The sequence below is a fragment of the Streptomyces zagrosensis genome, from assembly GCF_014203645.1.
In the GTDB taxonomy this organism is placed as follows: Bacteria; Actinomycetota; Actinomycetes; order Streptomycetales; family Streptomycetaceae; genus Streptomyces; species Streptomyces zagrosensis.
Genome location: NZ_JACHJL010000004.1, coordinates 91,484 through 116,162 on the forward strand (window position 1 = coordinate 91,484; position 24,679 = coordinate 116,162).

Annotated in this window: 17 protein-coding genes and 2 pseudogenes; 17 read left to right on the forward strand and 2 right to left on the reverse strand. The window is 70.7% G+C overall.

Annotated features, from left to right (window positions below):
• Positions 1 to 177 precede the first annotated feature (177 nt).
• Positions 178 to 2,187, reverse strand: a complete 2,010-nt coding sequence (locus FHS42_RS36785; RefSeq protein ID WP_246494437.1) for a S8 family peptidase — start codon at positions 2,185 to 2,187, stop codon at positions 178 to 180.
• A 694-nt stretch (positions 2,188 to 2,881) separates the two neighbouring features.
• Between FHS42_RS36785 and FHS42_RS09450 the strand changes: the two genes are divergently transcribed.
• The 11 genes from FHS42_RS09450 to FHS42_RS09500 all read left to right on the forward strand — a co-directional run bounded on the left by FHS42_RS09450 (position 2,882) and on the right by FHS42_RS09500 (position 15,919).
• Positions 2,882 to 4,036: an ROK family transcriptional regulator gene (locus FHS42_RS09450; RefSeq protein ID WP_184570945.1), complete on the forward strand. Its 1,155-nt coding sequence runs from the start codon at positions 2,882 to 2,884 to the stop codon at positions 4,034 to 4,036.
• Positions 4,037 to 4,137: 101 nt separating this feature from the next.
• Complete coding sequence (locus tag FHS42_RS09455) at positions 4,138 to 5,487, forward strand: ABC transporter substrate-binding protein (protein ID WP_184570947.1); 1,350 nt, start codon at positions 4,138 to 4,140, stop codon at positions 5,485 to 5,487.
• 12 nt (positions 5,488 to 5,499) lie between these two features.
• Positions 5,500 to 6,489 carry a carbohydrate ABC transporter permease gene (locus tag FHS42_RS09460; RefSeq protein WP_184570949.1) on the forward strand — a complete coding sequence of 330 codons (990 nt, stop codon included), beginning with the start codon at positions 5,500 to 5,502 and terminating at the stop codon, positions 6,487 to 6,489.
• A gap of 3 nt (positions 6,490 to 6,492) precedes the next feature.
• On the forward strand, positions 6,493 to 7,401 hold the full coding sequence (locus tag FHS42_RS09465) for a carbohydrate ABC transporter permease (RefSeq protein WP_184570951.1): 909 nt from the start codon (positions 6,493 to 6,495) through the stop codon (positions 7,399 to 7,401).
• Between the two features lie 6 nt (positions 7,402 to 7,407).
• Positions 7,408 to 8,691 (forward strand): 6-phospho-beta-glucosidase, encoded by a 1,284-nt coding sequence (locus tag FHS42_RS09470; RefSeq protein ID WP_184570953.1) that lies wholly within the window; start codon positions 7,408 to 7,410, stop codon positions 8,689 to 8,691.
• The gene (locus FHS42_RS09475; protein ID WP_184570955.1) at positions 8,682 to 9,710 is read left to right on the forward strand and encodes an N-acetylglucosamine kinase; all 1,029 of its coding nucleotides are present in this window, start codon (positions 8,682 to 8,684) and stop codon (positions 9,708 to 9,710) included. The genes FHS42_RS09470 and FHS42_RS09475 overlap by 10 nt, the downstream gene beginning before the upstream one ends.
• A gap of 250 nt (positions 9,711 to 9,960) precedes the next feature.
• Positions 9,961 to 10,227, forward strand: a complete 267-nt coding sequence (locus tag FHS42_RS09480) for a hypothetical protein (RefSeq protein WP_184570957.1) — start codon at positions 9,961 to 9,963, stop codon at positions 10,225 to 10,227.
• Complete coding sequence (locus FHS42_RS09485; protein WP_184570959.1) at positions 10,220 to 11,293, forward strand: hypothetical protein; 1,074 nt, start codon at positions 10,220 to 10,222, stop codon at positions 11,291 to 11,293. Before FHS42_RS09480 ends, FHS42_RS09485 begins: the two co-directional genes overlap by 8 nt.
• A 492-nt stretch (positions 11,294 to 11,785) precedes the next feature.
• A complete protein-coding gene (locus FHS42_RS09490; protein ID WP_312866800.1) occupies positions 11,786 to 13,303 on the forward strand; it encodes a GlnX family signal transduction membrane protein in 1,518 nt (505 codons plus the stop codon).
• A gap of 14 nt (positions 13,304 to 13,317) precedes the next feature.
• Positions 13,318 to 14,487, forward strand: a complete 1,170-nt coding sequence (locus FHS42_RS09495) for a glutamate ABC transporter substrate-binding protein (RefSeq protein WP_184570960.1) — start codon at positions 13,318 to 13,320, stop codon at positions 14,485 to 14,487.
• A 25-nt stretch (positions 14,488 to 14,512) separates the two neighbouring features.
• A complete protein-coding gene (locus FHS42_RS09500) occupies positions 14,513 to 15,919 on the forward strand; it encodes a coiled-coil domain-containing protein (protein ID WP_246494438.1) in 1,407 nt (468 codons plus the stop codon).
• Positions 15,920 to 15,953: 34 nt separating this feature from the next.
• Here FHS42_RS09500 and FHS42_RS39350 read toward each other — a convergent pair whose 3' ends face one another.
• Positions 15,954 to 16,283 carry a hypothetical protein gene (locus tag FHS42_RS39350; protein WP_446696875.1) on the reverse strand — a complete coding sequence of 110 codons (330 nt, stop codon included), beginning with the start codon at positions 16,281 to 16,283 and terminating at the stop codon, positions 15,954 to 15,956.
• Between FHS42_RS39350 and FHS42_RS39490 the strand changes: the two are divergent.
• The 6 genes and pseudogenes from FHS42_RS39490 to FHS42_RS36790 form a co-directional block, all read left to right on the forward strand.
• Positions 16,273 to 16,503, forward strand: a pseudogene (locus FHS42_RS39490) (serine/threonine protein kinase); the annotation flags it as partial. The gene FHS42_RS39350 and the pseudogene FHS42_RS39490 sit on opposite strands and share 11 nt — an antisense overlap.
• 45 nt (positions 16,504 to 16,548) lie before the next feature.
• Positions 16,549 to 18,663 (forward strand): serine/threonine protein kinase, encoded by a 2,115-nt coding sequence (locus FHS42_RS09505; protein WP_512700939.1) that lies wholly within the window; start codon positions 16,549 to 16,551, stop codon positions 18,661 to 18,663.
• Positions 18,664 to 18,972: 309 nt separating this feature from the next.
• Positions 18,973 to 20,346 carry a PP2C family protein-serine/threonine phosphatase gene (locus tag FHS42_RS09510; RefSeq protein ID WP_446696877.1) on the forward strand — a complete coding sequence of 458 codons (1,374 nt, stop codon included), beginning with the start codon at positions 18,973 to 18,975 and terminating at the stop codon, positions 20,344 to 20,346.
• A gap of 340 nt (positions 20,347 to 20,686) precedes the next feature.
• Positions 20,687 to 22,045, forward strand: a complete 1,359-nt coding sequence (locus tag FHS42_RS09515) for a vWA domain-containing protein (protein WP_184570974.1) — start codon at positions 20,687 to 20,689, stop codon at positions 22,043 to 22,045.
• Positions 22,046 to 22,245: 200 nt separating this feature from the next.
• The gene (locus tag FHS42_RS39355) at positions 22,246 to 24,291 is read left to right on the forward strand and encodes an FHA domain-containing protein (protein WP_184570976.1); all 2,046 of its coding nucleotides are present in this window, start codon (positions 22,246 to 22,248) and stop codon (positions 24,289 to 24,291) included.
• Positions 24,292 to 24,535: 244 nt separating this feature from the next.
• Positions 24,536 to 24,676: pseudogene (locus FHS42_RS36790) on the forward strand (alpha/beta fold hydrolase); the annotation flags it as partial.
• Between the last annotated feature and the right edge of the window lie 3 nt (positions 24,677 to 24,679).

Genomic DNA, 24,679 nt, shown 5'->3' on the forward strand with positions numbered 1-24,679 from the left:
GCGCCCCGCCACACCGTGGCAGGACGCCCCGCGCGGCCCGGGCGAAGCGGGCCCGGACCTCATCTCACCGTCACCTCACTTCGGCCCAGATCGGCCCAGCTCGGGTCGGCCCGCGTCAGTCAGCTGACGGACCGGGGCCCGCGGCGACAGGGCCATGTCAGGCGGCGCCGGTTGGCGTCAGGAGACGTCTACGGTGACGTCGTCGAGGACGAAGGATGTCTGGACGGATGCGTCCTCCTGGCCCAGGAAGCGAAGCTGAACCTCCCGGCCCGCGTACGCGGACAGGTCCACCGTCTGCCGGGCGTAACCGCTGTTCTCCTGTTGGTTGGAGTGCGTTTTCAAGGTCGCCAGGACGCTGCTGCCGCCCGCGTCGAGTACCTGCACCTTGAGCGTGTCCCACGCCCTGGTCGGTGATTCATCCGAGTCGATGTGAAGGTGGTAGTTCAGTGCGTATTGGGAGCAGTTGGCGGGTAGCGTCACGTTTTGCCGGGCGTTGTCCGTTGCCGTACGGCCCCGGCCATTGAGCCAGGCGTTGTAGCTGCCGGTGCGTGCGGGCTGCTCACGCCACTGGCCGATGACGTCGGCCGTGGCCTGCCAACCGGTCGCGCCCGACTCGAAGCCCGGGTTGGCCAGCTTCTGGCCCGGCTCACAGCCGGTGTCGCCGCCGGTCACCGTGAGGGTGTACGTGGCGGTGTGCGAGGCGGACGGCGAGGTGCCCTTGACGGCCACCTGGTAGGTCCCCGATGGCGTGTTGGCCGAGGTGGAGATGGCCAGCCCGGCCGACTGGCCCGTCTGCACCGAGGCGGGGTCGAACCTGGCCTCGGCGCCGTTCGGCAGGCCGGATGCGGTCAGGGTGATGTTCTCCGGGTCGCCCTTGACCACCGACGTGGTCACCTTGGTGCCGATCTCCTGGCCGGCCTCGACCGTGCCCGATGCGGGCCCGGTGGCCAGCGCGAAGTCGTTGTCGGGGGTGGGGATGTCCTCGCCCGTGACGCGCAGCAGCTTGTTGGGGGAGCCGGGGCGCGGGTCTGTCACGACGCCGCTGGTGGCGCGCTGGACCAGGGCATCGCGGACCTGCTGCGGGCTCCAGTTCGGGTGAGCGCCGTGCACCAGGGCCGCGGCGCCGGCGGCGTGCGGGGAGGCCATCGAGGTGCCGCTGATGGTGCTGGTCGCGGTGTCGTCGGTCATCCACGCCGAGGTGATGTCGCTGCCAGGCGCGAAGATGTCGAGGCAGGAGCCGTAGTCGGAGAAGCTGGAGCGGCCGTCGCTGCGCGTGGTGGAGCCAACCGTGATGGCCGCCGGGGCGCCGGACGGCGATCCGGTGCAGGCGTCCTCGTTCTCGTTGCCCGCGGCGACCGCATAGGGAATGCCGGCGTTGATGGAGTTGGTCACCGCGCGGTCCAAGGTCTCGGACTTGCCGCCGCCCAGGCTCATGTTGGCCACGGCGGGCTTGGCCGCGTTGGCGGTCACCCAGTCGATGCCCTTGATGACACCGGCGGTGGTGCCCGACCCCTCGCAATCCAGCACCTTGACGGCCACGACCTTGGCCTTCTTGGCCAGGCCGAAGTCATCGCCGACCATGGTGCCCGCCACGTGGGTGCCGTGGCCGTTGCAGTCGCGGTTCTCGCTGTCGACGGTGTTGGTCCCCCAGCTGGCGCGCCCGCCGAAGTCCTCGTGGGTGACGCGGATGCCCGTGTCGATGACGTACGTGGTCACGCCCTGCGAGGTGTCCGGGTAGGTGTAGCTCTTGTCCAGCGGCAACTCCTCCTGGTCCACGCGGTCCAGGCCCCACGACGGCGGATTGGGTTGGGTGCCCAGGGCGCGCATCCGTTGGTCGGCCTCGACCTGGAGTACCGCCGGGTCGGCCGCGAGCCTGCGTGCGGACTCCTCGTCCGCGCGGAGGGCGAAGCCCTTCAGGGCGGTGGAGTAGGTGCGGGTGACCTCGCCGCCGTAGGTGTCGGCCAGGCTCGTGGCGGTCGCCGCCACCGACGGGGTGTTCTTGAGGGTGACGACGTAGCTGCCGTCAACGCGGTGCGGGCTGTCGGCGGCGAGTATGCGGCCCTGCGGCGGGCCGGCCGCCTGCGCGGGTGCGGTCACGGCGGCGCCGGCGAGCATGGCGGTCACGGTCGCCGTCACCAGCGCTCCCGTGGTCGCAAGTCGGCGAACGCGTGCGGATCTTCGTTGCATGAATCGTCCTCACTGTGCGTCACTGTGGGTCGTACGAGGGGGTATGACGTCGGGTGGGGGCCGCCCTCCATCGGGGGCGCGGCGGCGTGCGAGGGAGTCACGCCGGCCGGGCGTGCCGCCACCCGGCCCGCCGCGTGCCCCGTCCGCCGCGCGGGACGGACAGCCGCGTGGCGGACGGGAACACCGAGCACGGCCGAAGCCGCAGCCCCGCCCGGCCGGGAACGTGACCCGACGACACGCAGGTCATGTCCATGACGAGTCCCGACCGGGTGAGGTGAACCCTCGCACCGCCCATGGGCGGCGTCAACGAACGGGACTTCCGCGCTGCGACCCTGTCAAATAGGGGCAACTTCCGTGTTATGCCGGCACGTTATGGAAGGAGCACGGGTTTGGCCGCGCCGGATCGACCCGTACGGACGGGAGGATGCCCGTGAGGAAGAAAGCGGGCCCGCTGGGCCGACGAGGGGTCGCACGGGGTGCACGCGGGGGCGATGTTCGATAACACTTTGGGCGATCGGGTGTGTCCGCCCGGGCCGAACCATTGACGAGCCGCCGATGGCCGCCTACCTTCCTGTTCACCATTAGGAAACTTTCCTAACAGATGATCGCGGCAATGGGGCCCGGCGTCTGATCGGTGAAGGGCGGGTGGTCAGACGTGGCCGGCACTCCGGGAACGCCGCGCGTGCTGCGGGCAATGAACGACCGGGCGGCCCTGGACCTTCTGGTCGCCCACGGGCCGCTGACCCGCACCCAACTCGGCGAGCTGACCGGCCTGTCCAAGCCCACCGCATCCCAGTTGCTCAGCCGGCTGGAGGCGGCCGGCCTGGTGCGCGCCACCGGGACCGCCACCGGACGGCCGGGCCCCAATGCGCAGCTCTACGAGGTCAATGCGGCCATCGCGCATGTTGCGGCGCTGGAGGTCAACCCGTTCGGCATCACCGCGGTCGTCGCCGACCTCGCCGGCACGGTGGTCGGCGAACAGCACGTGGCGGCCGACGCGACGGCCGATGACGTACGCGGTCGCACCCCCGAGTTGGTCGCCGAGGCCGTGGACGGGGCGCTGCGCGCCGCGGGGCTCGGCCGGGACGCGCTGCACCGCGCCGTCATCGGCACCCCCGGCGCCCTCGACCCGCGCACCGGGACCCTGCGCTACGCACCGCACTTGCCCGGCTGGCAATCTCGTGCGCTACGCACCGAGCTCAGCGCCGTGCTCGGGGTCTCGGTCGACATCGAGAACGACGTCAACTTGGTCGCACTGGCCGAGCACGATCGGGGCACCGCCCAGGACTTCGACGACTTCGTATTGGTGTGGGCCGATGAGGGCGTCGGCGCCGCGATCGTGCTGGGCGGCGCCCTGTTGCGCGGCGCCACCGGTGGCGCGGGCGAGATCGGCTATATGCCGCTGCCCGGCGCCCCGCTCGCGCACGGGCTCGCCGCCACCGCCGCTCCGGACGGCGGCGGCGGATTCCAGCGGCTGGTCTCCTCACCGGCCGTCGTCGCACTCGCCCAGACACACGGCTTCAGCGCCCCGGACGCCCCCAGCGCGCTGGCCGATGCGCTCGCCACTCCCGGCGCGGGCGACGACGTTCTCGCCGAACTCGCCCGCCGCCTCGCCACCGGCCTCGCCTCCGTGATCGCCGTCATCGATCCGGACCTGGTCGTGCTTTCCGGCCAGGTGGCACAAGCGGGCGGAGAGCGGTTACTCGCCCTAGTTGAGGATGAGTTGACCGGCCTCGCGCTGCCTCGGCCACAGCTACGGCTGAGCGCGCTCGACGGCAGGCCCATCCTCGTCGGCGCGTTGCGCACCGCGCTGGCCGATGCCCGTCACACCGTCTTCGACACCGCCTGAGCACCTCAAGCCCCGACCCGACCCCGACCCCGGACTCGCCCCTCCCCGCGCCCCTTCCGCGCCCCTCCCTCACCCGTCCCCCGCCGTTAAGGAAGTCCGCCATGCCGCGAACGCGTACGCATCGCGCTCCGGCCGTCCTCGCCGCCATGCTCGCCACCACCGGGCTGCTGCTCGCGGGATGTGCCAACCCCAGCACCGGTAGTGCGAAGGACGACCCAACCAAGCCCGTGACCTTGAAGTTTTGGCACGGCTGGGCAGAGAAGAACGAAGTCAAGGCCATCAATGACAGCCTTGACCGCTTTCGGGAACAGCACCCGAACATCAAGGTGAAGGCCGTCGGCAACGTCACCGACGCCACCATGAACCAAGCGCTGCGCGCGGGCGGTGGCGACGCCCCCGACGTCGTGTCCTCCTTCACTACGAACAACGTCGGGCAATACTGCTCATCGGGCATGTGGGTCGATCTGGACCCGTTCATGAAAAAGACCGGCCTCGATAAGAAAAAGGTCTTCCCCAAGACGCTCCTTGACTACACGAGCTTCGAAGGCGAGCAATGCGCCCTACCGCTCCTCGCCGATGCCTTCGGCCTCTATTACAACAAGGACGCCTTCGAAGCAGCGGGCATCAAGCGGGCACCGCGCACCATGTCGGAGTTCCACCGCACTGCCGTGAAGCTGACCCAGCGCACCAAGGGCGGCGGCTATGAACAGCTCGGCTTCATGCCCAATTTCCGGATGTACCAAAACAGCCCGGACCGGCTGTTCGCGCAGTGGGACCCGCGCTACTTCGACGCCGCCGGCAAGGCCCGGCTGGCCAAGGAGCCGGCCGCCAAGGAGTTCTTCACCACCCAGCGCAATATGGTGAAGGCGCTGGGCGGGTACGGGGCATTGGAGAAGTTCCGTACCACCTTCGGGGACGAAATGTCGTCCCAGAACGCCTTTCTCACCGGCAAGCTCGCCATGCATATGGATGGTGAATGGCGTGGCCTCATGCTGAACGACGCCAAGGCCGACTTCGCATGGGACACCGCACCGATGCCGGTACCCGATGACCAGGCCGACACCTATGGCCGCGGCTATCTCACGGGCACCGTCGCCGGCATCGCCCACAGCAGCAAGCACCAAAACGCCGCGTGGGAACTGGTGCGCTTTTTGACATCGGACACCGACCAGGTGGTCGCCTTCGCCAATGCCATTCACAACGTGCCGTCCACCAAGGCGGCACTCACCTCACCGAAGCTCGACGCCGACCCCACGTTCCGCACCTTCTTGGACATCACCCGGCACCGGGACAGTGTCGCGCTGCCACCCTCGATCAACGGTGGTCAGTACGTCCTGGCCCTCCAGGACTTCGCATATGCGGCGGAGGCCGGAAAGGTCGGCAATCTCGATAAGGGATTGCGAGAACTCGACGACCAGATAGACGCCGACAACCTCCAAGCGCAGAACTGACGGAGCCCAGCCATGGCAAGATCACACACCACATCGGAAGCCGCCCCACCCGCCATACCGGGCCACGCTGAGGCGCTGCGCCGCAAGCACCGCAACGACCGGCTGCGTACGCTTGGCTTCCTCTCTCCTTGGCTCATCGGATTCACCGTTTTCTTCGGCTATCCGCTGATCGCCACCGTCTATTTCTCGTTTATGCACTACAACCAGATCGAGCCGGCCACCTTTGTGGGCTGGCGGAACTGGAAGTACGTGTTCGACCAGATGCCGTTGTTCGGCCCCGCGTTGTGGAACACGTTGTGGCTGGTCGTGGTGATGGTGGCGTTGCGTGTCGCCTTCGGCATCGGCATTGGGCTGCTGATCACGAAGCTGAAGACCGGTGTCGGCTTCTTTCGTACCGCGTTCTACCTGCCCTACCTCGCGCCGCCCGTGGCCGCGACCGTCGCCTTCGTCTTTCTGCTCAACCCGGGCACCGGCCCGGTGAACGAGATGCTCGGCACGATCGGCATCGACGCGCCGAACTGGTTCAACGATCCCAACTGGGCCAAGCCGTCGCTGGTCATGCTGTCGCTGTGGGGCATTGGCGACCTGATGGTCATCTTCATGGCCGCACTGCTCGATGTGCCCAAGGAACAGTACGAGGCTGCCGAGCTCGACGGCGCGGGCTCCTGGGCGAAGTTCCGCTATGTCACCTGGCCATCGATCCTGCCCATCGTGATGTTCGCGGTGGTCACCGGGACCGTGCAAACCATGCAGTATTACACGCAAGCGCTGGTCGCTGGAAAGCTCGCTTCTGGCGTGAGCATCGGACCCGGCTCGACCATTCAGCCCGGTTATCCCGACCATTCCACGCTCACCGTGCCGCAACTCGTCTATTCGCTCGGCTTCCAGAACTTCAACACCGGCGCGGCATGCGTGCTCTCCCTCGTGCTGTTCGCCATCGCCATGGCCGTGACCACCCTGCTGATGCGTAAGCGCGCCGGGCTGCTGACGGCGGAGGACTGACCCATGACCACCACCGCACTCCCACCGCGCGCCACCCGCACGCCTGGCCCCGCGCGGACGCCCGCACAGGCCGCGTCCCGTGCGCGCCGCAAGTCCGTCCTGCACTGGATCGCCGTGCACACCGGCGCGCTGGCCGTCGCGCTGTTCTTCCTACTGCCTTTCGTCTTCGTCTTTTTGACCTCCGTCATGAGCGACAGCCAGGCGATGAGCGGCGAGTTGTGGCCGCACGAATGGCGCTGGTCGAACTACGCAGACGTGTTCAACACACCAGGCTTTTTGACCTGGTGGCGCAATTCGCTGCTGTACGCGGGTCTCGGCACGCTCTTCACCGTCTGTTCGTCCATACCGGTGGCGTACGCACTGGCCAAGTTCCGCTTCCGCGGCCGGCGCGGCGCCATGATCCTGGTCATCTCGACCATGATGCTGCCGCCGCAGGTCATCGTCATCCCCATGTATCTGGTGTGGGCTCAGCAGTTCGGCCTCTCCGGGTCGCTGTGGCCACTCATCATTCCGATGGCATTCGGTGACGCGTACTCCATCTTCCTGCTGCGTCAGTTCCTGCTGACCATCCCCAAGGAATATCTGGAGTCCGCCCGTGTCGATGGCTGCGGGGAACTGCGTACGCTGCTCACCATCGTCGTGCCGATGGCCAAGCCTGGCATCGCGGCCATCGCCCTGTTCCAGTTCTTCTACTGCTGGAACGACTATTTCGGCCCGCAGATCTATGCGGCGCAAAATCCTGGCGCATGGACGCTGAGTTACGGTCTTGAATCCTTCAAGAGCGCGCACAGCGTCAACTGGAATCTGACCATGGCCGCGACGCTGCTCGTCATGGCGCCGGTCATCATCGTCTTCTTCTTCGCACAGAAGGCCTTCGTCGAAGGCGTCACTCTCACCGGAGTAAAGGGCTAAATAGCTATGAAGCTCGCAGTGGTCGGCGGGGGCTCCACCTACACCCCCGAACTCATCGATGGATTCGCCCGGTTGCGCGATGCGCTGCACCTGGAGGAACTGGTCCTCATCGACCCGGCAGCAGACCGGCTCGAATTGGTCGGCGGACTGGCACGCCGCATCTTCGCCAAGCAGGGGCACCCCGGCAAGGTGTCGTGGACCTCGGACCTGGACGCGGGCGTGGACGGCGCCGCCGCCGTGCTGCTGCAACTGCGCGTCGGCGGCCAGGCCGCCCGGAACAAGGACGAGACCTGGCCGCTTGAGTGCGGCTGCGTCGGACAGGAGACGACCGGCGCCGGCGGCCTGGCCAAGGCGCTGCGTACGGTGCCCATCGTCTTGGACATCGCGGAGCGGGTACGGCGCCGCAACCCCGACGCGTGGATCGTGGACTTCACCAACCCGGTCGGCATCGTCACCCGCGCCCTGCTCACCGAGGGCCATCAAGCGGTCGGACTGTGCAACGTCGCCATCGGCTTCCAGCGCAAGTTCGCGCGGCTTCTCGACGTCGCCCCCGACCAGATCTACCTGGACCACGTGGGGCTCAACCATCTCACCTGGGAGCGTGGGGTACGGATCGGCGGGCCCACCGGCGACGATGTGCTACCGAAGCTGCTCGCCGAGCACGGCGAGGCGATCGCGGCTGACCTGCACATGCCGCGGGACCTCGTGGACCGGCTCGGCGTCGTCCCCTCGTACTACCTGCGCTACTTCTACGAGCACGACGCCGTCGTACGGGAGCTGAAGTCCAAGCCGTCCCGGGCCGCCGAGGTCGCCGCCATCGAGCAGGAGTTGCTCGACATGTACGCAGACCCGGCACTCGACGAGAAGCCGGAGCTGCTCAGCAAGCGCGGCGGTGCCTTCTACTCCGAGGCCGCCGTCTCGCTGACCTCCTCGCTGCTCGGCGACACGGGCGACGTCCAGGTGGTCAATGCCTTCAACAACGGCACACTGCCCTTCTTGCCCGATGACGCGGTGATCGAGGTCCCGGCCGCGGTCGGGGCGAACGGTGCCAAGCCGCTGCCCGTCGCGCCGCTGGAGCCGCTGTACGCCGGTCTCACCGCCCATGTCACCGCGTACGAACACCTGGCGCTGGACGCCGCGTTGCTCGGTGCGGGCGCCGGGGCTGCGGCGGGGCGGCGCGCGGTGTTCAACGCTCTGCTCGCACACCCGCTGGTCGGCCAGATCGAGTACGCGGACCAGCTCACCGATGCCCTGATCGCGCACAACCGGGAGCACCTGGCGTGGGCCTGACCGGTTCCGTACTCGCCATCGACGCGGGTAACAGCAAGACCGATGTGGCCCTGCTCGGCCCGGATGGCACGGTGCTCGGCAGGGCGCGCGGCGGCGGTTTCCAGCCGCCGATGGTCGGCACCGAACGGGCCGTCGCGGGCCTGGCCACACTCGTAGCGCAGGCGGCGGCGGACGCGGGCGTGGCCGGGCCGCCCGAGGCGGACGCCCTGGCCGCGGGCGCGCCGCCGCTGACCGAGCACGTCTCCGCCTGCCTGGCCAACTGCGATCTGCCCAGCGAGGAGGAGCAGCTGACGGAGGCCATCGCGGTCCGCGGTTGGGGCCGTACGGTCACCGTCACCAACGACACCTTCGCGCTGCTGCGCTCCGGGCTGCCGGATGGCGGGGAGCCCACCGGGGTCGCCGTCGTGTGCGGTGCGGGCATCAACTGCGCGGGGCTTGCCCCCGGCGGGCGCACCGCGCGCTTCCCCGCGATCGGCCGGATCTCCGGCGACTGGGGCGGTGGCGGATTCCTGTCCGAGGAGGCGCTGTGGTGGGCGGCACGGGCCTGGGACGGCCGCGGCGAACCCACCGCGCTCGCCCACGAACTCCCCGCGCACTTCGGGCTGTCCGACATGCTGGAGCTGATCAGCGCGCTGCATCTGGGCAGCGTGCCGCGCAGCCGGCGCCATGAGGTAACCCCGGTGCTGTTCGCGGTGGCCGACGCCGGCGACGCCGTGGCCCGCACGATCGTGGCCCGGCAGGCGGACGAGGTGGTCACCATGGCCACGGTCGCGCTGAGCAAGCTCGACCTGCTCGGCGAGGAGACCCCGGTGGTCCTGGGCGGCGGCGTCCTCGCCGCTCAACACCGGCTGCTCGACGACGGGGTACGCGAACTCCTCGCCGAGCGCGCCCCCAAGGCCGTGCCCCGCGTGGTGGTGGCGCCACCGGTGCTCGGCGCCGCTCTGCTCGGTCTTGACCACACCCGAGCGGCGCCCGCGCTGTACGCGCAGTTGCGGGGGGCGTACGGGGCTGCCGCGTAAGAAGACCCGATGTGCGCCGGCGGCTCTCGGGCGCGGGAGCCCCGGCGCGCACCACCGAACGGCAAGCGCCCGTCTTATCCGGCTAGTCCGTTTTAATCACCGAAAGGCAATGAATAGGAACTTCCCATCTATTGTCCCCCAGTCGGAGCACGCCCAATCGGGCTAGCCCCTCGTTTAACCCCACGTGACTTCATCCACCGCGCATCCCGGTCCGATGAACTCGGCCGCGCCCCTTACGGAGTCTCACCGCATGGGGGACTGGGTGCTCACGGCCGTGCCCACCAACGGCCCACGAGGCTTCACCCGCGCTCATCTGCAACGCGGCGTGGAACGCGTCGAGGTGCGATATTGCCTGGCCGAGTTGGTCGAGCTGGCCGCGACCGTGGCGCGTATCGAGACAGAGTTCATCCAGGGCTGCGACGAGTTGCGCCGGGCTCCCACCGAAATGGTTCATCCGCACGAGCCGGGGGCTGTCTTGCCACGTTCCTCGTATCTGCGGCAGGACCACCATGCATGAGCCCTACGATCCCTACGGCCTAGGCATCCCGGGGGCCGTTCCCCACCCCGACGTCGGGACCGACCGCGGGGGCGGGCCCGGCGCTGGTGGGGGTGGGTTCGGCGGGGGTCCCGACATGGGCGCCGGTGCCGGCTTCACCGCGGACGGCTCTTTTCCCGCCGGCGGTTCCTTCCCTGCCGCCGGCACCTTCCCCGCTGGCGGCTCCTTCCCTGACGACTCCTTTGCCACCGGTACGGGCTTCCCTACAGACGGCTCCTTCTCCGCCGGTACCAACCTCAGTGCAGACGGCTCCTTCCCCACTGGTGCCGCTTTCACTGCGGACGGCCCCTTCCCCACCGGTGCCGCTTTCACTGCGGACGGCCCCTTCCCCACCGGTGGCTCGTTCCCCGCCGACGGCTCCTTTGCCGGGGCCCAGCCGCTCACCGCCCCCGATCTCGCGGTACTTGGCGGGCATTGGGACTCGGAGGCCGAACTGGCCAATCTGCTGCGGGAGTCGGCCGAGACACAATCCCTCAGCCCCTTCGTACCGACCCCGGTCATCCCCGCGCCGCGCCTGTCCCAGCCGCACGCCACCCATCGCCGCCGCCGCTTTCGGCGGCTGCGAAAGGCGCTGCGCAAACCCCACCGGGGAGTGACCCGCGCGCAGGTGCTGAGCTTCCTGCTCGCTGTGCTGGTCGCGGTCATCGTGGCGGTAGTCAGCGTGCTCGGTGGGATGTTCGCCCACCAGCCGCTGCAACAAGTTGTCGCACCCGACGTGGCGCGCCGCCTCGCCATCTGGTGGCCAGTGCTCATTTACGGTCCGTGGCTGGCAGCCTCGCTGTCCATCGTCCGGCACGCGGTGCACCACCGGCGGGCCCCCCACGCATGGACGATCGTGGTGCTGTTCAGCGCGTTCTCCATCGTCCTTTGCGTGGCGCACGCACCGCGGACCGTCAACGGCATCGCCGTCGCCGCGCTGCCCGCCCTCGCCGCGCTGGCCTGTTTTTATCAACTGGTCCGCCAGATCACCCTGACCAGGCCGCCCCGCCGCTCCGTTCCCGGTCAGCACGGGGCGCCGCGGCGCTGATGCTCCCCACCACGGCCTGCCAGCGGCCCGGGTGGCGGATGCGGACGGCGCGGGCCGGGGCCCACCGCCGTACGGGGCGCCAGGGGCGAAGTCGGAAGGTGGCTGGAAAACGCGTATATGCGTTCCTTCGGCTTTTTCTCGCTCTCTCACGTTTCGGCCCCGCCAAGGCGCCGTTCACCGTGCCGTGGATCACGTACGCGCAGTACGAACCGCCCAGGGCGCCACGCCTCTGCGACCCGTCCGCACTCCGGGCACCAGGGCATAACGTACGGTAACGGCGCTGGTACCGGAACCGAACACCGCCTCCCGGCGTGATGGGAGGCAAGAACGCGGGCGAAGCCCTGGGGATACGGCGGCGAGGCGGCTTCTCCTGCAAGATCAGTTCACGACCGGTGTGGTTGTCAGCCCTTGCCGCCATACTGCTGCCGGGGGTGCGCACCGTCCCGGCCCGCCGGGCGCCGGTCCACTGCCAGCGAACCAGGGGGAGGTCTCGTGTCACACCCGCCGACCGGCGGTATCGCGCCCATGGCTGCGCCTGCGCCCGAGGCCCCGGCTGCCACCGCGTACACCTCCGCGCCGCCGACGCTGTCCGGGCCGCCTGCGCCGCCCGGCGCGCCGCACGCGGCCTGGCGCGAGGCCCTCGACCGGTTACGCGCGGCGGCAGTGACCGAGCCGGGTCGGCTGCGGGCCATCGGCGCCCTACTGGCCGCCCTGCTCGTGGTGTTCGGCGCACTGACGGCCTGGCAGGTCGCCGACCGCTCGGACGCCGCCGAGGCCGTCGTGGAGCGCAGCCAGCCGCTGAGCGCGGACGCCGCCGACATCTATCGTTCGCTGGCCGACGCCGACACCACGGTCGCCAGCGGCTTCCTGGCGGATGGGCCCGAGCCACGTCACATACGCAAGCGTTACGACCAGGACATCGCGCTCGCCTCCAAGCTACTGGTCAAGGCCGCGGCCAACAGCGGCGGTTCGCCCACGGCCCGCGCGCGCATCGATCAGCTCAACCGCGTGCTGCCGATCTACACGGGCCTGGTGGAGTCGGCGCGCGCCAACGAACGGCAGGGGCTGCCTCTGGGCGGCGCCTATCTGCGGTACGCGAACGACACCATGCGCGAGCGCCTGCTGCCGGCGGCGAGCGAACTGTACGAGGCACAAAGCGGGCAGCTCCAAGCGGACTACGACGATGCGAAGGCATGGCCTTGGGTGGCGCTCGGTGTGGGCGCCCTGGCTCTTGGCGCACTGGTGTGGGCGCAGCGCCGTAACTACCGCCGTACGAACCGGGTGTTCAACCTCGGCCTGCTGGCCGCCACCGCGGCAACAGCGGCCGTCGTGCTGTGGCTCGTGGTGGGCCACAGCGTGGCGCGCGCTGGGTTGAGCAAGTCCGACCAGCACGCTGCACGGTCGCTGCGGGCGCTGAGCGCGGCGCGCATCGCGGTGCTACAGGCCCGGGGCGATGAGAACCTGACGCTGGTGGCGCGGGGCGCTGTGGTGGTCGAGAAGGGCCCGGACCGGGGCAAGGACGCCTACGAGGTGGGCTACAACGACCGGATGCAGGCCCTCATCGGTGCGTCAGCGCTGGACTCGGCCAGCACATCCGGGCCGGACGCATCGTCCTCCGAAACTGCGGTCGCCACCCGGGACAGCCTGCTGGGTCGGGCCGACGCACTGGCCGACAACGACGGCGGACGCGGGCCGGTAGCCGAGGCGATCGACGAGGCATGGGAATGGCAGCGGCGGCACGGCGAGGCCAGGAAGACCGACGACCAGGGCGATTACGAGCAAGCGTTGGCCAAGGTCACCGGCGGCAAGGGCAGCACGGGTGAGTCCTTCGACCGCGTGGATGACGCGTTGGCCAGGGCGATCGGCCACGAGCAGGGCGAGTTCAAACGCGCGGCGGATGATGGGCGCGGCCTGCTGAACGCCCTGCCGATCGGCGCCGCCGTGCTGGCCGTGCTCGGTGCCGTGGGCACGGTGCTCGGCGTGGGCCGCAGGCTGTCGGAGTACCGGTGACGGGGGGCGGGGACATGCGCACGGGCAGCACGGACGGCACAGGCAGCACAGGCAGCACACAGGCCGCAGCAGCCGGAGAGGCCGCGGGTGGCACGGCGAGCCCGGGCGGTGAGCATGCTGCGGCGAGCACGTACGGTGCGGCGGGCACGCTGCGAGCGGGGCAGCGGCCGGCCGGCCGACGACGGACGGTGGCCCTGTCGGTGGCGGGCTGCGCCCTGGCGGTGACGGCCGCGCTGCTGGCCCCGGCCGCCTTCAACAACAGCGGTCACAGCAGCCACAGAGAACAGAGCGGCCAACGGGCGCACAGCCGGCAGGCGGTGGCCCCAGCGCGGGACGGCACATCCGAGACGAGCGAGAGCTGCCAGCGCCCGGAGGAGAGCCTGCGCCCCTTGCCCATCACCGGTGACGCAGTGCGCCGGATCAAGAACCGGAAGCCCGGAAAGCTGATTGCCGGGGTGGACCAGAACAGCTTCCGCTGGGGCTACCGCGACCCGGCCACCGGCGAACTCGCCGGCTTCGACATCGATCTGGTGCGGGCCATCGCCCAGGAGATATTCGGTGATCGCAACGCGGTCATCTTCCGTACGATTCCCACTAGTCAGCGCATCCCCGCGTTGCAACAACGCACGGTGGACATCGTCGTACGGACCATGACGATCAACTGTGATCGGATCAAGAAGGTCGCGTTCTCCACCGCGTACTTCCAGGCCGGACAGCAACTGATGGTGCCCCAGGACTCGACCATCACCTCCTACGGCCCCTCGCTGCGCGGCAAGCGGGTGTGTACGGCCACGAGCTCGACGGGTGAGGGGCTGCTCGATGACGACGGCAAGCGCGGCGCGCGGGCGCTGGGGGCGACCAAGGTGACCGTGCCCAACCAACTCGACTGCCTGGTACGGCTCCAGCTCGGACAGGTGGACGCCGTCTTGACGGACAACGCGCTCGCCGCGGGCCAGGCGGCGCAGGACCCGTCGGTGAAACTAGTCGGCGTACCGCTCACGAAAGAGCCGTACGGTGTGGCCATGAACCTGGAAGACACCGATCTGGTGCGCAGGGTGAACAAGGTGCTGGAGGATTACCGCAAGGGCGGCAAGGACAGCCCCTGGATGCAGGCATACCGCTATTGGCTCCAGGACGACCTGAAGGGGATCACGGCACCGCCGCAACCCGCCTACAAGGACTGAACCTTACGCACAGGAGAGGTGATCGATGGCGGCCTCGGGACCCGCCCCCAGCTCGTCGGGGATGCCCCAGGTTCCGGTCATGGACCGGGAGGAGGTGGACCGCGCGTTGGCGAAGCTGAACGCCGAGCACGAGGCGATCGAGACCTCGCTGCTGGCGCTCCAAGACCACGCCGGCCGCAGGCTACTCGAAGGGGCCGAACTGACCGGCACCACCAAGGTGCGCTGGGCCACCGCCGAACAGACGATCTCCATGCTGTGGACGTACTACGACGCCTACACCGTGGCCCTGGGCAAGGCCCGTGAGCTGCGCGCCCGCCGCCGCTGGCCCGGCCAGAGCGAACTCGTCGAGCTCACCGAGATATTGCGCGGCGAGCGGGTCACCGTTCCCGGCGGCGCGCTGTCCGGCTCGACCCGGCTGAGCGAACGGTTCACCCTGGACGCCCTCGTGGAGCGGATGAACAGCGGGTACGCACAGGCGCTCGACGTCGTCGTCACCTCGGACGCCATCTGGTCGGCGCTGCCCGCGCGTATCGACATGCTCGCCGCCGAATTGCAGCGCACCCGCTCGCTGGCGCACTCGGTGGGCGTACGGCCCGGTGAGCACCCCTCCGGGGACGACCTGGAGCAGATCACCACCGAACTCCATGCCCTGCGCGCCGAGGTGATCTGTGACCCGCTGGCCTTTTGGTCCGGCGCATCACTCAGTTCGGCGCCCGGCGGCGGCCGTCCGAACACCGAGCGCTACGACCGGGCGGCGCGCGCCCTGGAGGAAGTGCGGCGGGAGATCGAGGCCGTGCTGGCCGTTCGGCAGGACGCGGAGCGGCGGCTGATGCTGCTGCGCGATGTGCTCTCGCGCGCGGACCGCACGCTCACCGAGGCCAGGCAGGCGCGCGGCGAGGTGCTGGCGAAGATCGCCGCATCCGACGTGCCCGCGGTCAGCGGCCCGCCCACCGCGCTGCACGAGCAACTCGCGCTGGCCGCCGACTACCGCAGGCACTCCCAGTGGCACCGGCTGTCGCCACTCCTTGAAAGCCTCGAACAGCGGGTAGAGGACGAACTGCTGCGCGCCCGCGAGTCGTTGACGTCGGTGACCGCGCCGCTGGCGATCCGCGCGGAGCTGCGCGGCAGGCTCGACGCGTACAAGGCAAAGGTCGCCCGGCACGGGATGGCCGAGGACCCGCTGCTGATGGAGCGGTACGACGCGGCCAGGCGGTTGCTGTGGAGCGCGCCGTGTGACCTGCGTGCCGCGGAACAGTGCGTGCTGCGCTACCAGCAGGCGACGGCGGAGACGCTGGTCCCCCGGCAGCCGGCGCCGCTGGACGGGCCGCCGCTAGACCGGGCGCCGCAGGGGCGGCCGGGCGAGTCGGGTCACGGCGACTGGGATGCGCCGACCCGGCCGGGACACTCCCAAGCGCCAGGGGGCCATGGATGAGCGCCGAATGCCAGCGGCCCGACTGCGCCGGGACCTACGAGGACATGGGCGGCGGGGAGCTGTACTGCGACACCTGCGGCTTGGCCCCCGTGGTCTCGCCCAGCGGCTTGCTCTCCTCACCACCCACCGGCATGGCGGCCGGCGGGGGCGGCGCGGGGAGCGGTCGCGCGGGCGGCTCGGGGCGGGCCGCCAGCGCCAGGGCTTCCGGGCGCTCCTCCCAGTCCACGCAGTCATCGCGGTCCACACGCTCATCGACGTCCCGTTCCGCGGGCTCGCGCCGATCGGTGTCGGGCCAGCTGTCCCGGACGTCATCGGGGCGTGCCAACAGCCGTTCGGTGTCGGTGCGCAGCTCTATGGCTTCCACCTCCTCCTCCAGCCGCAACCGGCTGGGCGCCGGCCTGGTGAGCATGCCGGCCGTGCCGCGCCCCGACCCGCGCACGGCCGTGCTCGCCGACCCGGAGGTTCCCGAGCGGAAGCGTTTTTGTAGCCGCTCCGACTGCGGCGCGCCGGTGGGCCGCGCACGGAAAGACGGTCCGGGCCGCACCGAGGGTTTTTGCACCAAGTGCGGTCACCCGTATTCGTTCGTGCCGAAGCTGGGCCCCAAGGACGTCGTGCATGGGCAGTACGAGGTGGTCGGTTGCCTCGCGCACGGCGGCCTCGGCTGGATCTACCTCGCCATCGACCGTGCGGTGTCCGACCGCTGGGTGGTGCTCAAGGGCCTGCTCGACACCGGCGACGAGGACGCGTTGGCCGTCGCGCTGTCCGAGCGTCGGTTCCTCGCCGAGATCGAGCACTCCAACATCGTGCGGATCTACAACTTCGTCGAACACCTCGATCAACGCACCGGCAGCCTCGACGGCTACATCGTCATGGAGTACGTGGGTGGCAAGTCGCTCAAGGAATTGGCCAACGACCGGCGCGCGGCCGATGGGCGACGCGACCCGCTGCCGGTGGAGCGGGCGTGCGCGTACGGCATCGAGGCGCTGGAGGCACTCGGCCATCTACACAGCCGCAACCTGCTGTACTGCGACTTCAAGGTCGATAACGCCATCCAGCAGGGAGACCAGCTCAAGCTCATCGACATGGGCGCGGTCCGGCGGATGGACGACGAGGACAGCGCGATCTACGGCACCGTCGGCTACCAGGCCCCCGAGGTCGCCGAGCACGGCCCGTCCGTGGCCTCCGATCTGTATACGGTGGCCCGCACCCTGGCCGTGCTCACCTTCGATTTCCAGGGTTACACCAACGTCTTCGCCGACAGCCTCCCCGACCCCAGCAATATCGAGGTATTCCGCCGCTACGAATCCTTCTACCGCCTGCTGGTACGGGCCACCGACCCGGACCCGGGACGCCGGTTCGCCTCCGCCGAGGAGATGGCCGACCAGCTCACAGGCGTGCTACGCGAAGTGGTCGCCATCCAGTCGGGACACCCGCGCCCCGCGCTTTCCACCCTCTTCGGTCCTGAACTGCGCATCGTAGACACTCAGTTGTTCGACGAGGACCACGCGGAGCCCGCACAACGGGGCGCGGGCAACGGCGCACGGCGCAGACGGCGCCCCGGGGTGACGGCGGAAGGCTCGGCGAGTGCGTCGCTGACGGCGCCAGAGACGCCCCACGCGGCAGCGGGCACCGGTATAGGCACGGGCACCGGGCAGCTTCCACACCAGCGAGGACGGGTACCGCTTTCGGGGCCGGCCAGCCCAGCAGTCACGGCCAGCCCAGCAGGCACAGCACAGCCGGCGGCGGCAACGGGCCTGGGTCAGGCGACCCTGCGGCTGGACGCCCGGGCCGCCGCGTTGGCGCTGCCGGTACCGCGCATCGACCCGAGCGACCCCAACGCCGGCTTCCTCGCCGGACTGCTCACCGCGGCCCCCGCCGAGCTGAACAGCGCCCTCCGCGCCGCCCCTGCCGACTCCGCCGAGCTGCGGTTGCGCCGGGTGCGAGCCGACCTGGAGCTGGGCTACGACCCGCTCGCCGGGCAGAGCCTGGACGCGCTGGGGGCACTGCACCCCGACGACTGGCGGATCGTTTGGTATCGCGGCTTGCATGCGCTGGTCACCGGCGACCGGGAGACGGCGGCGCTCTCCTTCGACGCGGTGTACGACGCGTTCCCCGGCGAGCCCGCTCCCAAGCTGGCGCTCGGCGTGTGTGCGGAGATGCTGGGTCAACTCGACAACGCCGCCGATTACTACCACCTCGTGTGGGCTACCGACCCGAGTTTCGTCAGTGCCGCGTTCGGGCTCGCCCGTGTGCGGTTCGCTGCCGGCGACAGGGCCGGCTCGGTCGCCGCCTTGGAGTCCGTGCCGGAGGCGTCCATCCACTACACGGCGGCCCGAGTGGCGGCCGTACGGGCCCGATTGCGCCTTGGCCCACCGCCTGCCGGGGGCCTGAAGCCGGGCGCGGACACGGAGCGACTCGCCGATCTGACGGCCGCGGCGGACCAGGTGGAGCGGCTCGCGGGCTTCGGGCTTGACGCCGTGCGGCGCGAGCGGCTGAGCACCGAGGTACTCGGCAGCGCGCTGGACTGGATACTCTCCAGCGGCAGCGTAATTCCGCAGACCGCCAGACCCGAGGCGGCGACGGGAGCCCGGCCCGCGCTGCTCGGCAACCGTCTAGACGAGCGCGGGCTGCGCTTCGGTCTGGAACGGTCGTACCGGGTACTCGCCAGGCTCGCGCAGCGCGGCGAGGAAAGGATCGAACTGGTGGAGCGGGCTAACCGCCTCCGCCCAAGGACGTGGGTGTGATCGATGTCGCAGAAGCCTCGGCTGTCAGCCTGCCCGAGCTGTGCGGAGCCGCTTGACTCGGCGGACAACTTCTGCGGCGCATGCGGGGCCAGCGTCGCCGTCGCGCCAGCAATGGCGACGCCAGCCGCCCGCGGGCCCGCTGGACCCGGGCCTGGCGGCCCGCACGGCGCGGTCGGGCCCGGGCCCGCACCGCAGCCTGGCCCGATGCCGCCAGCTCCTCCCGTGGCGCCGCCGGTACCGCCCGTAGCACCGGGGGGGCCTGAGATGCCGCCCGCAGCGGGGCCTTTCGAGCCGCCGCCCGTGCCACCCATGCCAGCGGGCGTGCCGCAGGCCGCAGGCACTGCGGAGCCGGCGCCGGCGTTTCCCTCGCTGACGCCGATCGCGCGCACCGTCGCGGGCACCGGCTCGGTGTCGGCACCCGGCTATGGCCCTGCCCCGGGCGGCGAGGCCGGGGCCGTACCGGCCAGCGGTGGGCCGCACGGTCGGCAAAGCCAGCCAACACAGCCAGGGCAAGCCGGGCGGCAGCCGGCTCCCGATGCCACAGCCGGCCCCCTCGGCGGCGAGGCAGGCGCGCCGCCCGATCCGCGGGAGGCGACTGCGCTCGACGCCCCGGCCGGGGTGGATGACCCCACGCTGGTGATCTGTAGCGGCGCCGGCGTGGTCGATGAGTACGGCCGCACCGACCGAAACGCAGCGGCCGGCAGCCCGCCGGCTGGCGGTGCGCCTGGTGCCGCGCCAGCGGATGGCACGCCGGGTGCCGGGGCGCCGCGCCAGTGCGCCGAGTGCCGGGCCGGTGCCATCGATGACGACGGATACTGCGAGAACTGCGGGCACGCTCAACCTCGGGAACGGGACCACATGGAAGAGGAACTGGCGTTCGTCGCCGCCGCCAGCGACCGCGGGCTGCGGCACCGCCGTAACGAGGACTCGTTCGCCCTCTCCGAGGCCGAACTGCCAGACGGTTCGCCCGCCGTTGTCGCCGTCGTATGTGACGGGGTGTCCTCCGCGACCCGTCCCGACGACGCGTCCGCTGCCGCGGCACGCGTGGCGGGCGAGCGGCTGCTGACCGCGCTCCCTCTCGGCACCCACCCGCAGCAGGCCATGCACGAGGCGATCGTCGCCGCCGCCGACGCGGTCAATGCGCTGGCGCGCGAGCCGGGCCCGGCCCGGCAGGCCCCACAGCGGCACGAGAACGCCCCGGCCTGCACGATCGTCAGCGCCATCATCGCCTCCGGCATTCTCACGGTGGGCTGGATCGGCGACAGCCGTGCGTACTGGGTTCCCGATGACCGCGCCACACCGGCCGCGCGGCTCACCGAGGACGACTCGTGGGCGGCGCAGATGGTGGCGGCCGGACTGTTGTCGGAGGCGGAGGCGTACGCGGACGAACGCGCGCACGCGATCACGGGCTGGCTGGGGGCGGACGCGTACGAAATCGAGCCGCACACCGCCGCATTCAAGCCCGATCGGCCCGGCGTGGTGGTGGTGTGCACGGACGGGCTGTGGAACTACGCCGAATCGGCCCCCGAGATGGCGGCGGCCGTCCCCTCGGATGCCAGGGCCCGGCCGATGGACAGCGCACGGACACTGGTCGGTTACGCACTGGAGGGCGGGGGCCACGACAACGTAACAGTGGCGGTGCTGCCGTTCCCGGTGCCGCCGGGGCGGGCAGGATCGGCCTAACGGCGGGAGCGGGCCCTGACGAACAGCGGCCCGCGACGGCCGAGCGGCGCCGGGGGGCGCCACATACGGGGGCTGGCGCCGCAATCCGTGGTGGATTGCGGCGGGGCCATGAGGAAGAGACGCGATCCCGGCCCGGTACGACTCGGCGCCGAGCACGGCACGGTACGGGAACGCGCAAGGCCACGGGGGCAGGAGCCTCCCGAGGCCACGGGGGATCTCAGGGCACGCGCGAGCAGTCAACGAGCCGTCAGCGATCGCGTCCCCATCCGCCCATGTGTCGATGTGTCGATGTGTTCACACGGAGCGCCAAAGACGTCAAGGACGTCAAGGAGGGGAACCGATGGCCAACTTCTCCAAGTCGAATGTGCCGCAGTTCTCGGTAGAGGTCTACCAAAACGAATACCTCTCGGAAGGTGGGCGGGACGTCAGCGCGATCGTCACCGTCACCGCCACCGGCGGCGGCACCACCGGCGGCCTGCCGCTCCCCTCGCTCGATCCCCGCCATGCGGGTCTGCGGGGGCCGGGCTCTGACGCAGCGGTGGTCATCATGGTGGATTGTTCCGGTTCGATGGACTATCCGCCCACGAAGATGCGCAATGCGCGCGAGGCGACGGCTGCGGCGATCGACACGCTGCGCGACGGAGTCGCCTTCGCCGTGGTCGCCGGTACGCACAAGGCGGCCGAGGTCTACCCCGGCGCTGGCAGGCTGGCCGTCGCCGACGCCAGCACCCGCGCGCAGGCCAAGGACGCGCTGCGCAGACTGAACGCGGGCGGCGGCACCGCGATCGGGAGCTGGCTGCGGCTCGCGGAGCGCTTGCTGTACTCGGCGGATGTGACGATCCGGCACGGCATCTTGCTCACCGACGGCCGCAACGAGCACGAGAAGCCAGAGGCGTTGCGGGCGGCCCTGGACGCCTGCGCGGGCCGCTTCACGTGCGACGCCCGCGGCGTGGGTACCGACTGGGAGGTGAAAGAGGTCACAGGCATCGCCTCGGCCCTCCTCGGCACAGCCGATATCGTGGCAAACCCTTCCGAATTGGCGATCGACTTCATGCGGATGATGGAGACCGCTATGGGGAAGGAAGTCGCAGATGTCGCCTTGCGTATATGGACTCCGCAGGACACGGACGTCACATTCATGAAACAGGTCGCGCCCACCGTCGAGGACCTCACCGACCGTCGCGCCGACGCAGGTCCACGCTCCGGCGACTATCCAACGGGCTCCTGGGGCGACGAGTCCCGCGACTATCACCTCGCGGTGCGGGTGCCGATCGCTTCGGTGGGCCAGGAGATGCTGGCAGCACGGGTGGCACTGGTCCTTCCAAGCCCGGACGGCGGCCCACCACAGACGCTGGCGCAGGGCCTCGTGCGCGCCGTGTGGACGGACGACATGGCGGCTTCCACTTCCATAAATCCGCAGGTCGCGCACTACACGGGACAGGCAGAACTGGCCCAGGCGATCCAGCAGGGACTCGACGCGCGCAAGTCGGGCGACTGGGACGGAGCGACCGCGAAACTGGGCCGCGCGGTGCAACTCGCGAACGCCTCGGGGAACGCCGATACGGCGAAGCTGCTGTCAAAGGTGGTGGACGTCGTAGACGCGGTGACGGGTACTGTGCGACTGAAGGCGAAGGTCGCGGACGCGGACGAGATGACGCTCGAAACGCGCTCGACGAAGACCGTTCGCGTCAAGAAATGAAGAGCGTTCGCATCAAGAAACAACGCGCCGCGTGGCCGCACAGACGGCCGCGCGCACCGCTGCATATCGGGGCCTGACCGGCGCCAGATCGGCCCGGTTCCGAACTCCACCTGTTTCACCCGTTCCATCCAGCTTCATCCGTTCCACCAGCTCGAACAGCTCCAACGCCAAGAAACGGCACACGAGGGGGAATCACCGACATGCCGACTTGCCCAAACGGCCATCAGTCGTCGGCCGAGGACTATTGCGAGGTATGCGGGCACCGCATGTCGGCCGCACCCGCCGGCGCCGTTCCCCCGCCTCCGCCGCCGCCCGGAATGATGGGCGTACCGCACCCGCCGCCGCCGCCCGCGTACCCGGGTCCGCCCGGGCCCGGAGGACCCGGCGGCTATGACCGCCCCGGTGGTTACGACGGACCGGGCGGGCACGCGCCCGGGCAGGGCCCCGGCGGCTTCGATGGACCCGGCGGCCCGGGTGGACCTGGCCGCCCTGGCGGCCCTGACAGTCCAGGCGGCTCTCAGGGGCCCGGCCCCGGTCCCGGCCCCGGCGGCCCCGGTCCCGGAGGGTTCGACGGTCCTGGTGGTCCTGGCGGCTTTGACGGACGCGGAGGACCCGGAGGACACGGAGGACCCGGTGGACACCGCCCGAACGGGCCCGGTGAGCCTGGGGGGTTCGGGGGGTTCGGGGGGCCCGGTGAGCCCGGGGGCCCGCGCGGCTTTGGCGGCCCCGGCGGTTTCGATGGGCGCCCTGGTGGCCCGGGCAGCCCTGGCGGGTTCGACGGTTCCGGCCGCCCCGGGCCAGGGCAGGGCCCCGGCGGCTTCGATGGACCTGGCGGCCCGGGCGGGCCCGGTGGACCTGGCGGGTTCGACAGGCCCGGTGGGTTCGACGGCCCTGGCCGCCCCGGCCCCGGACCGGCTCCTGGCGGTTTTGATGGACCCGGTGGCCACGGCGGACCGAGCGGCCCCGGTGGCCCCGGTGGCCCCTTCCACGCTCCGGGCGGGCACGGTGGGCCGTCAGGCCCCGGCGGCCCGGGCGCTCCGGGTGGTTATGGCTACCCCGGTGAGCAGCCGGACGCGACCTTCCGGGTCGAGATGTGCCCCCAGTGCCGCACGCCGCGCGAGGCGCAGGCGCCCTTCTGCGAGGAGTGCCGCTACAACTTCATCACCCACTCGGCAACCTCGTACACGCCGTACAGCCCGGCGCCGGCTCCCGGCCGAGGCGGCTTCCCGCAGCCCCAGCCCCAGGGCCCGCCGCCCCAGGGGCCACCGCCGCAGGGGCCACCCCCGCACGGCCAGCCGCCGCATCCGCACGGGTCGGAGTCATCCCAGCCGCCTGGCCCGCTCGGGCCGCCGCAGGGCATGGACTACCAGGGCTCTCGGCCGTCCCAGGTGAACCGCCCCGCCGAGCCGCTGCCCCCGCAGCCGCCGCACGCTGGAGGCCAGTACGGCGGTGCGCCGGGCGAGCGGCCCGCGGACCCGCCGAGCGGCCAGGGCTTCGGGGGCAACGACGACTGGATGCTCTCACCGCCGGGTTCCCCGGAGGCTGCGGCTCAGGCCGCAGCGCCGCACCCCGGTGCCTCGGCGCCTGCGCCGCCCCAGCAGTTCCCCAACGCTCCGGGTCAGGGCCCCGGTGGCGCACCCTCGGGCCGGCCCCCCTTCCACGGGGACGACGACTTCCCGGGTGCGGCACCGCCGCAGCCGGGACCGCCGCCCTTCCCCGGGCAACAGGGGCAGCCGCCGTCCGGCCCGTCCCAGCACGGGCAGCCGCCGCAGCCCGATGGTGGCTACCGGCCGGATGGGGCGTACCAGCAGGGTCCGCCCGCAGGCGGCCAGGCCGGAGCGGGCAACTGGGTCGCGGTCATCGCGCCTGACCGTGACTACTTCATGGCGATGATGACGCGCAGCGGCCCCGAGGCGTCCGGGCTCAACTTGCCCGCGTACTCCCCGGAGCAGCAGGTGTCCTTGTCGGGGAGCCAGATCACCATCGGTCGTCGCCGGCACAGCACGGGCGAGGCCCCTGACATCGATTTGTCCCGGCCGCCCGAGGACCCGGGCGTCTCGCACCAGCACGCGGTGCTGGTGTCGCAGCCGGACGGTGGCTGGGCCGTCGTGGACCAGGACTCCACGAACGGCACGACCATCAACGGCGGCGATGAACCGATCCAGCCGTACGTGCCGATCCCCCTCCAGGAGGGCGACCGGGTCCACGTAGGCGCGTGGACCACGATCACGGTCCGTAGGGGCTGACCGCTTCCCAGGCCCATCCGATACGGCCCCTTGCGATGGGGCACTGGGTGGGCCTGGGGCGGCCGGCAGTGGCCGGGCCTGGTCAGGTGCCGCGCGCGGCCGACCTCGCTCCCGAGATCGCGGGGACGCGATCCCCAAACACGCCTTCCCCGCACACGGACGACCTCATTCAGGCCGGCGAGCGTCCGCGCGGCCTGTTCCTCCGTCAGCGCCGCATGGGCTGGTGCGTACTCTCGTCCGCATCATGCCTACCTTCTCCACACCTGATGGCACCCAGCTCGCGTACCGCGTGATCGGGGACGGCGACCCGGTTGTCTGCGTTCCGGGAGGCCCCACGGACTCCGGCTACCTCGGCGACCTCGGTGGCCTGTCCGCGTGTCGCCGCCGG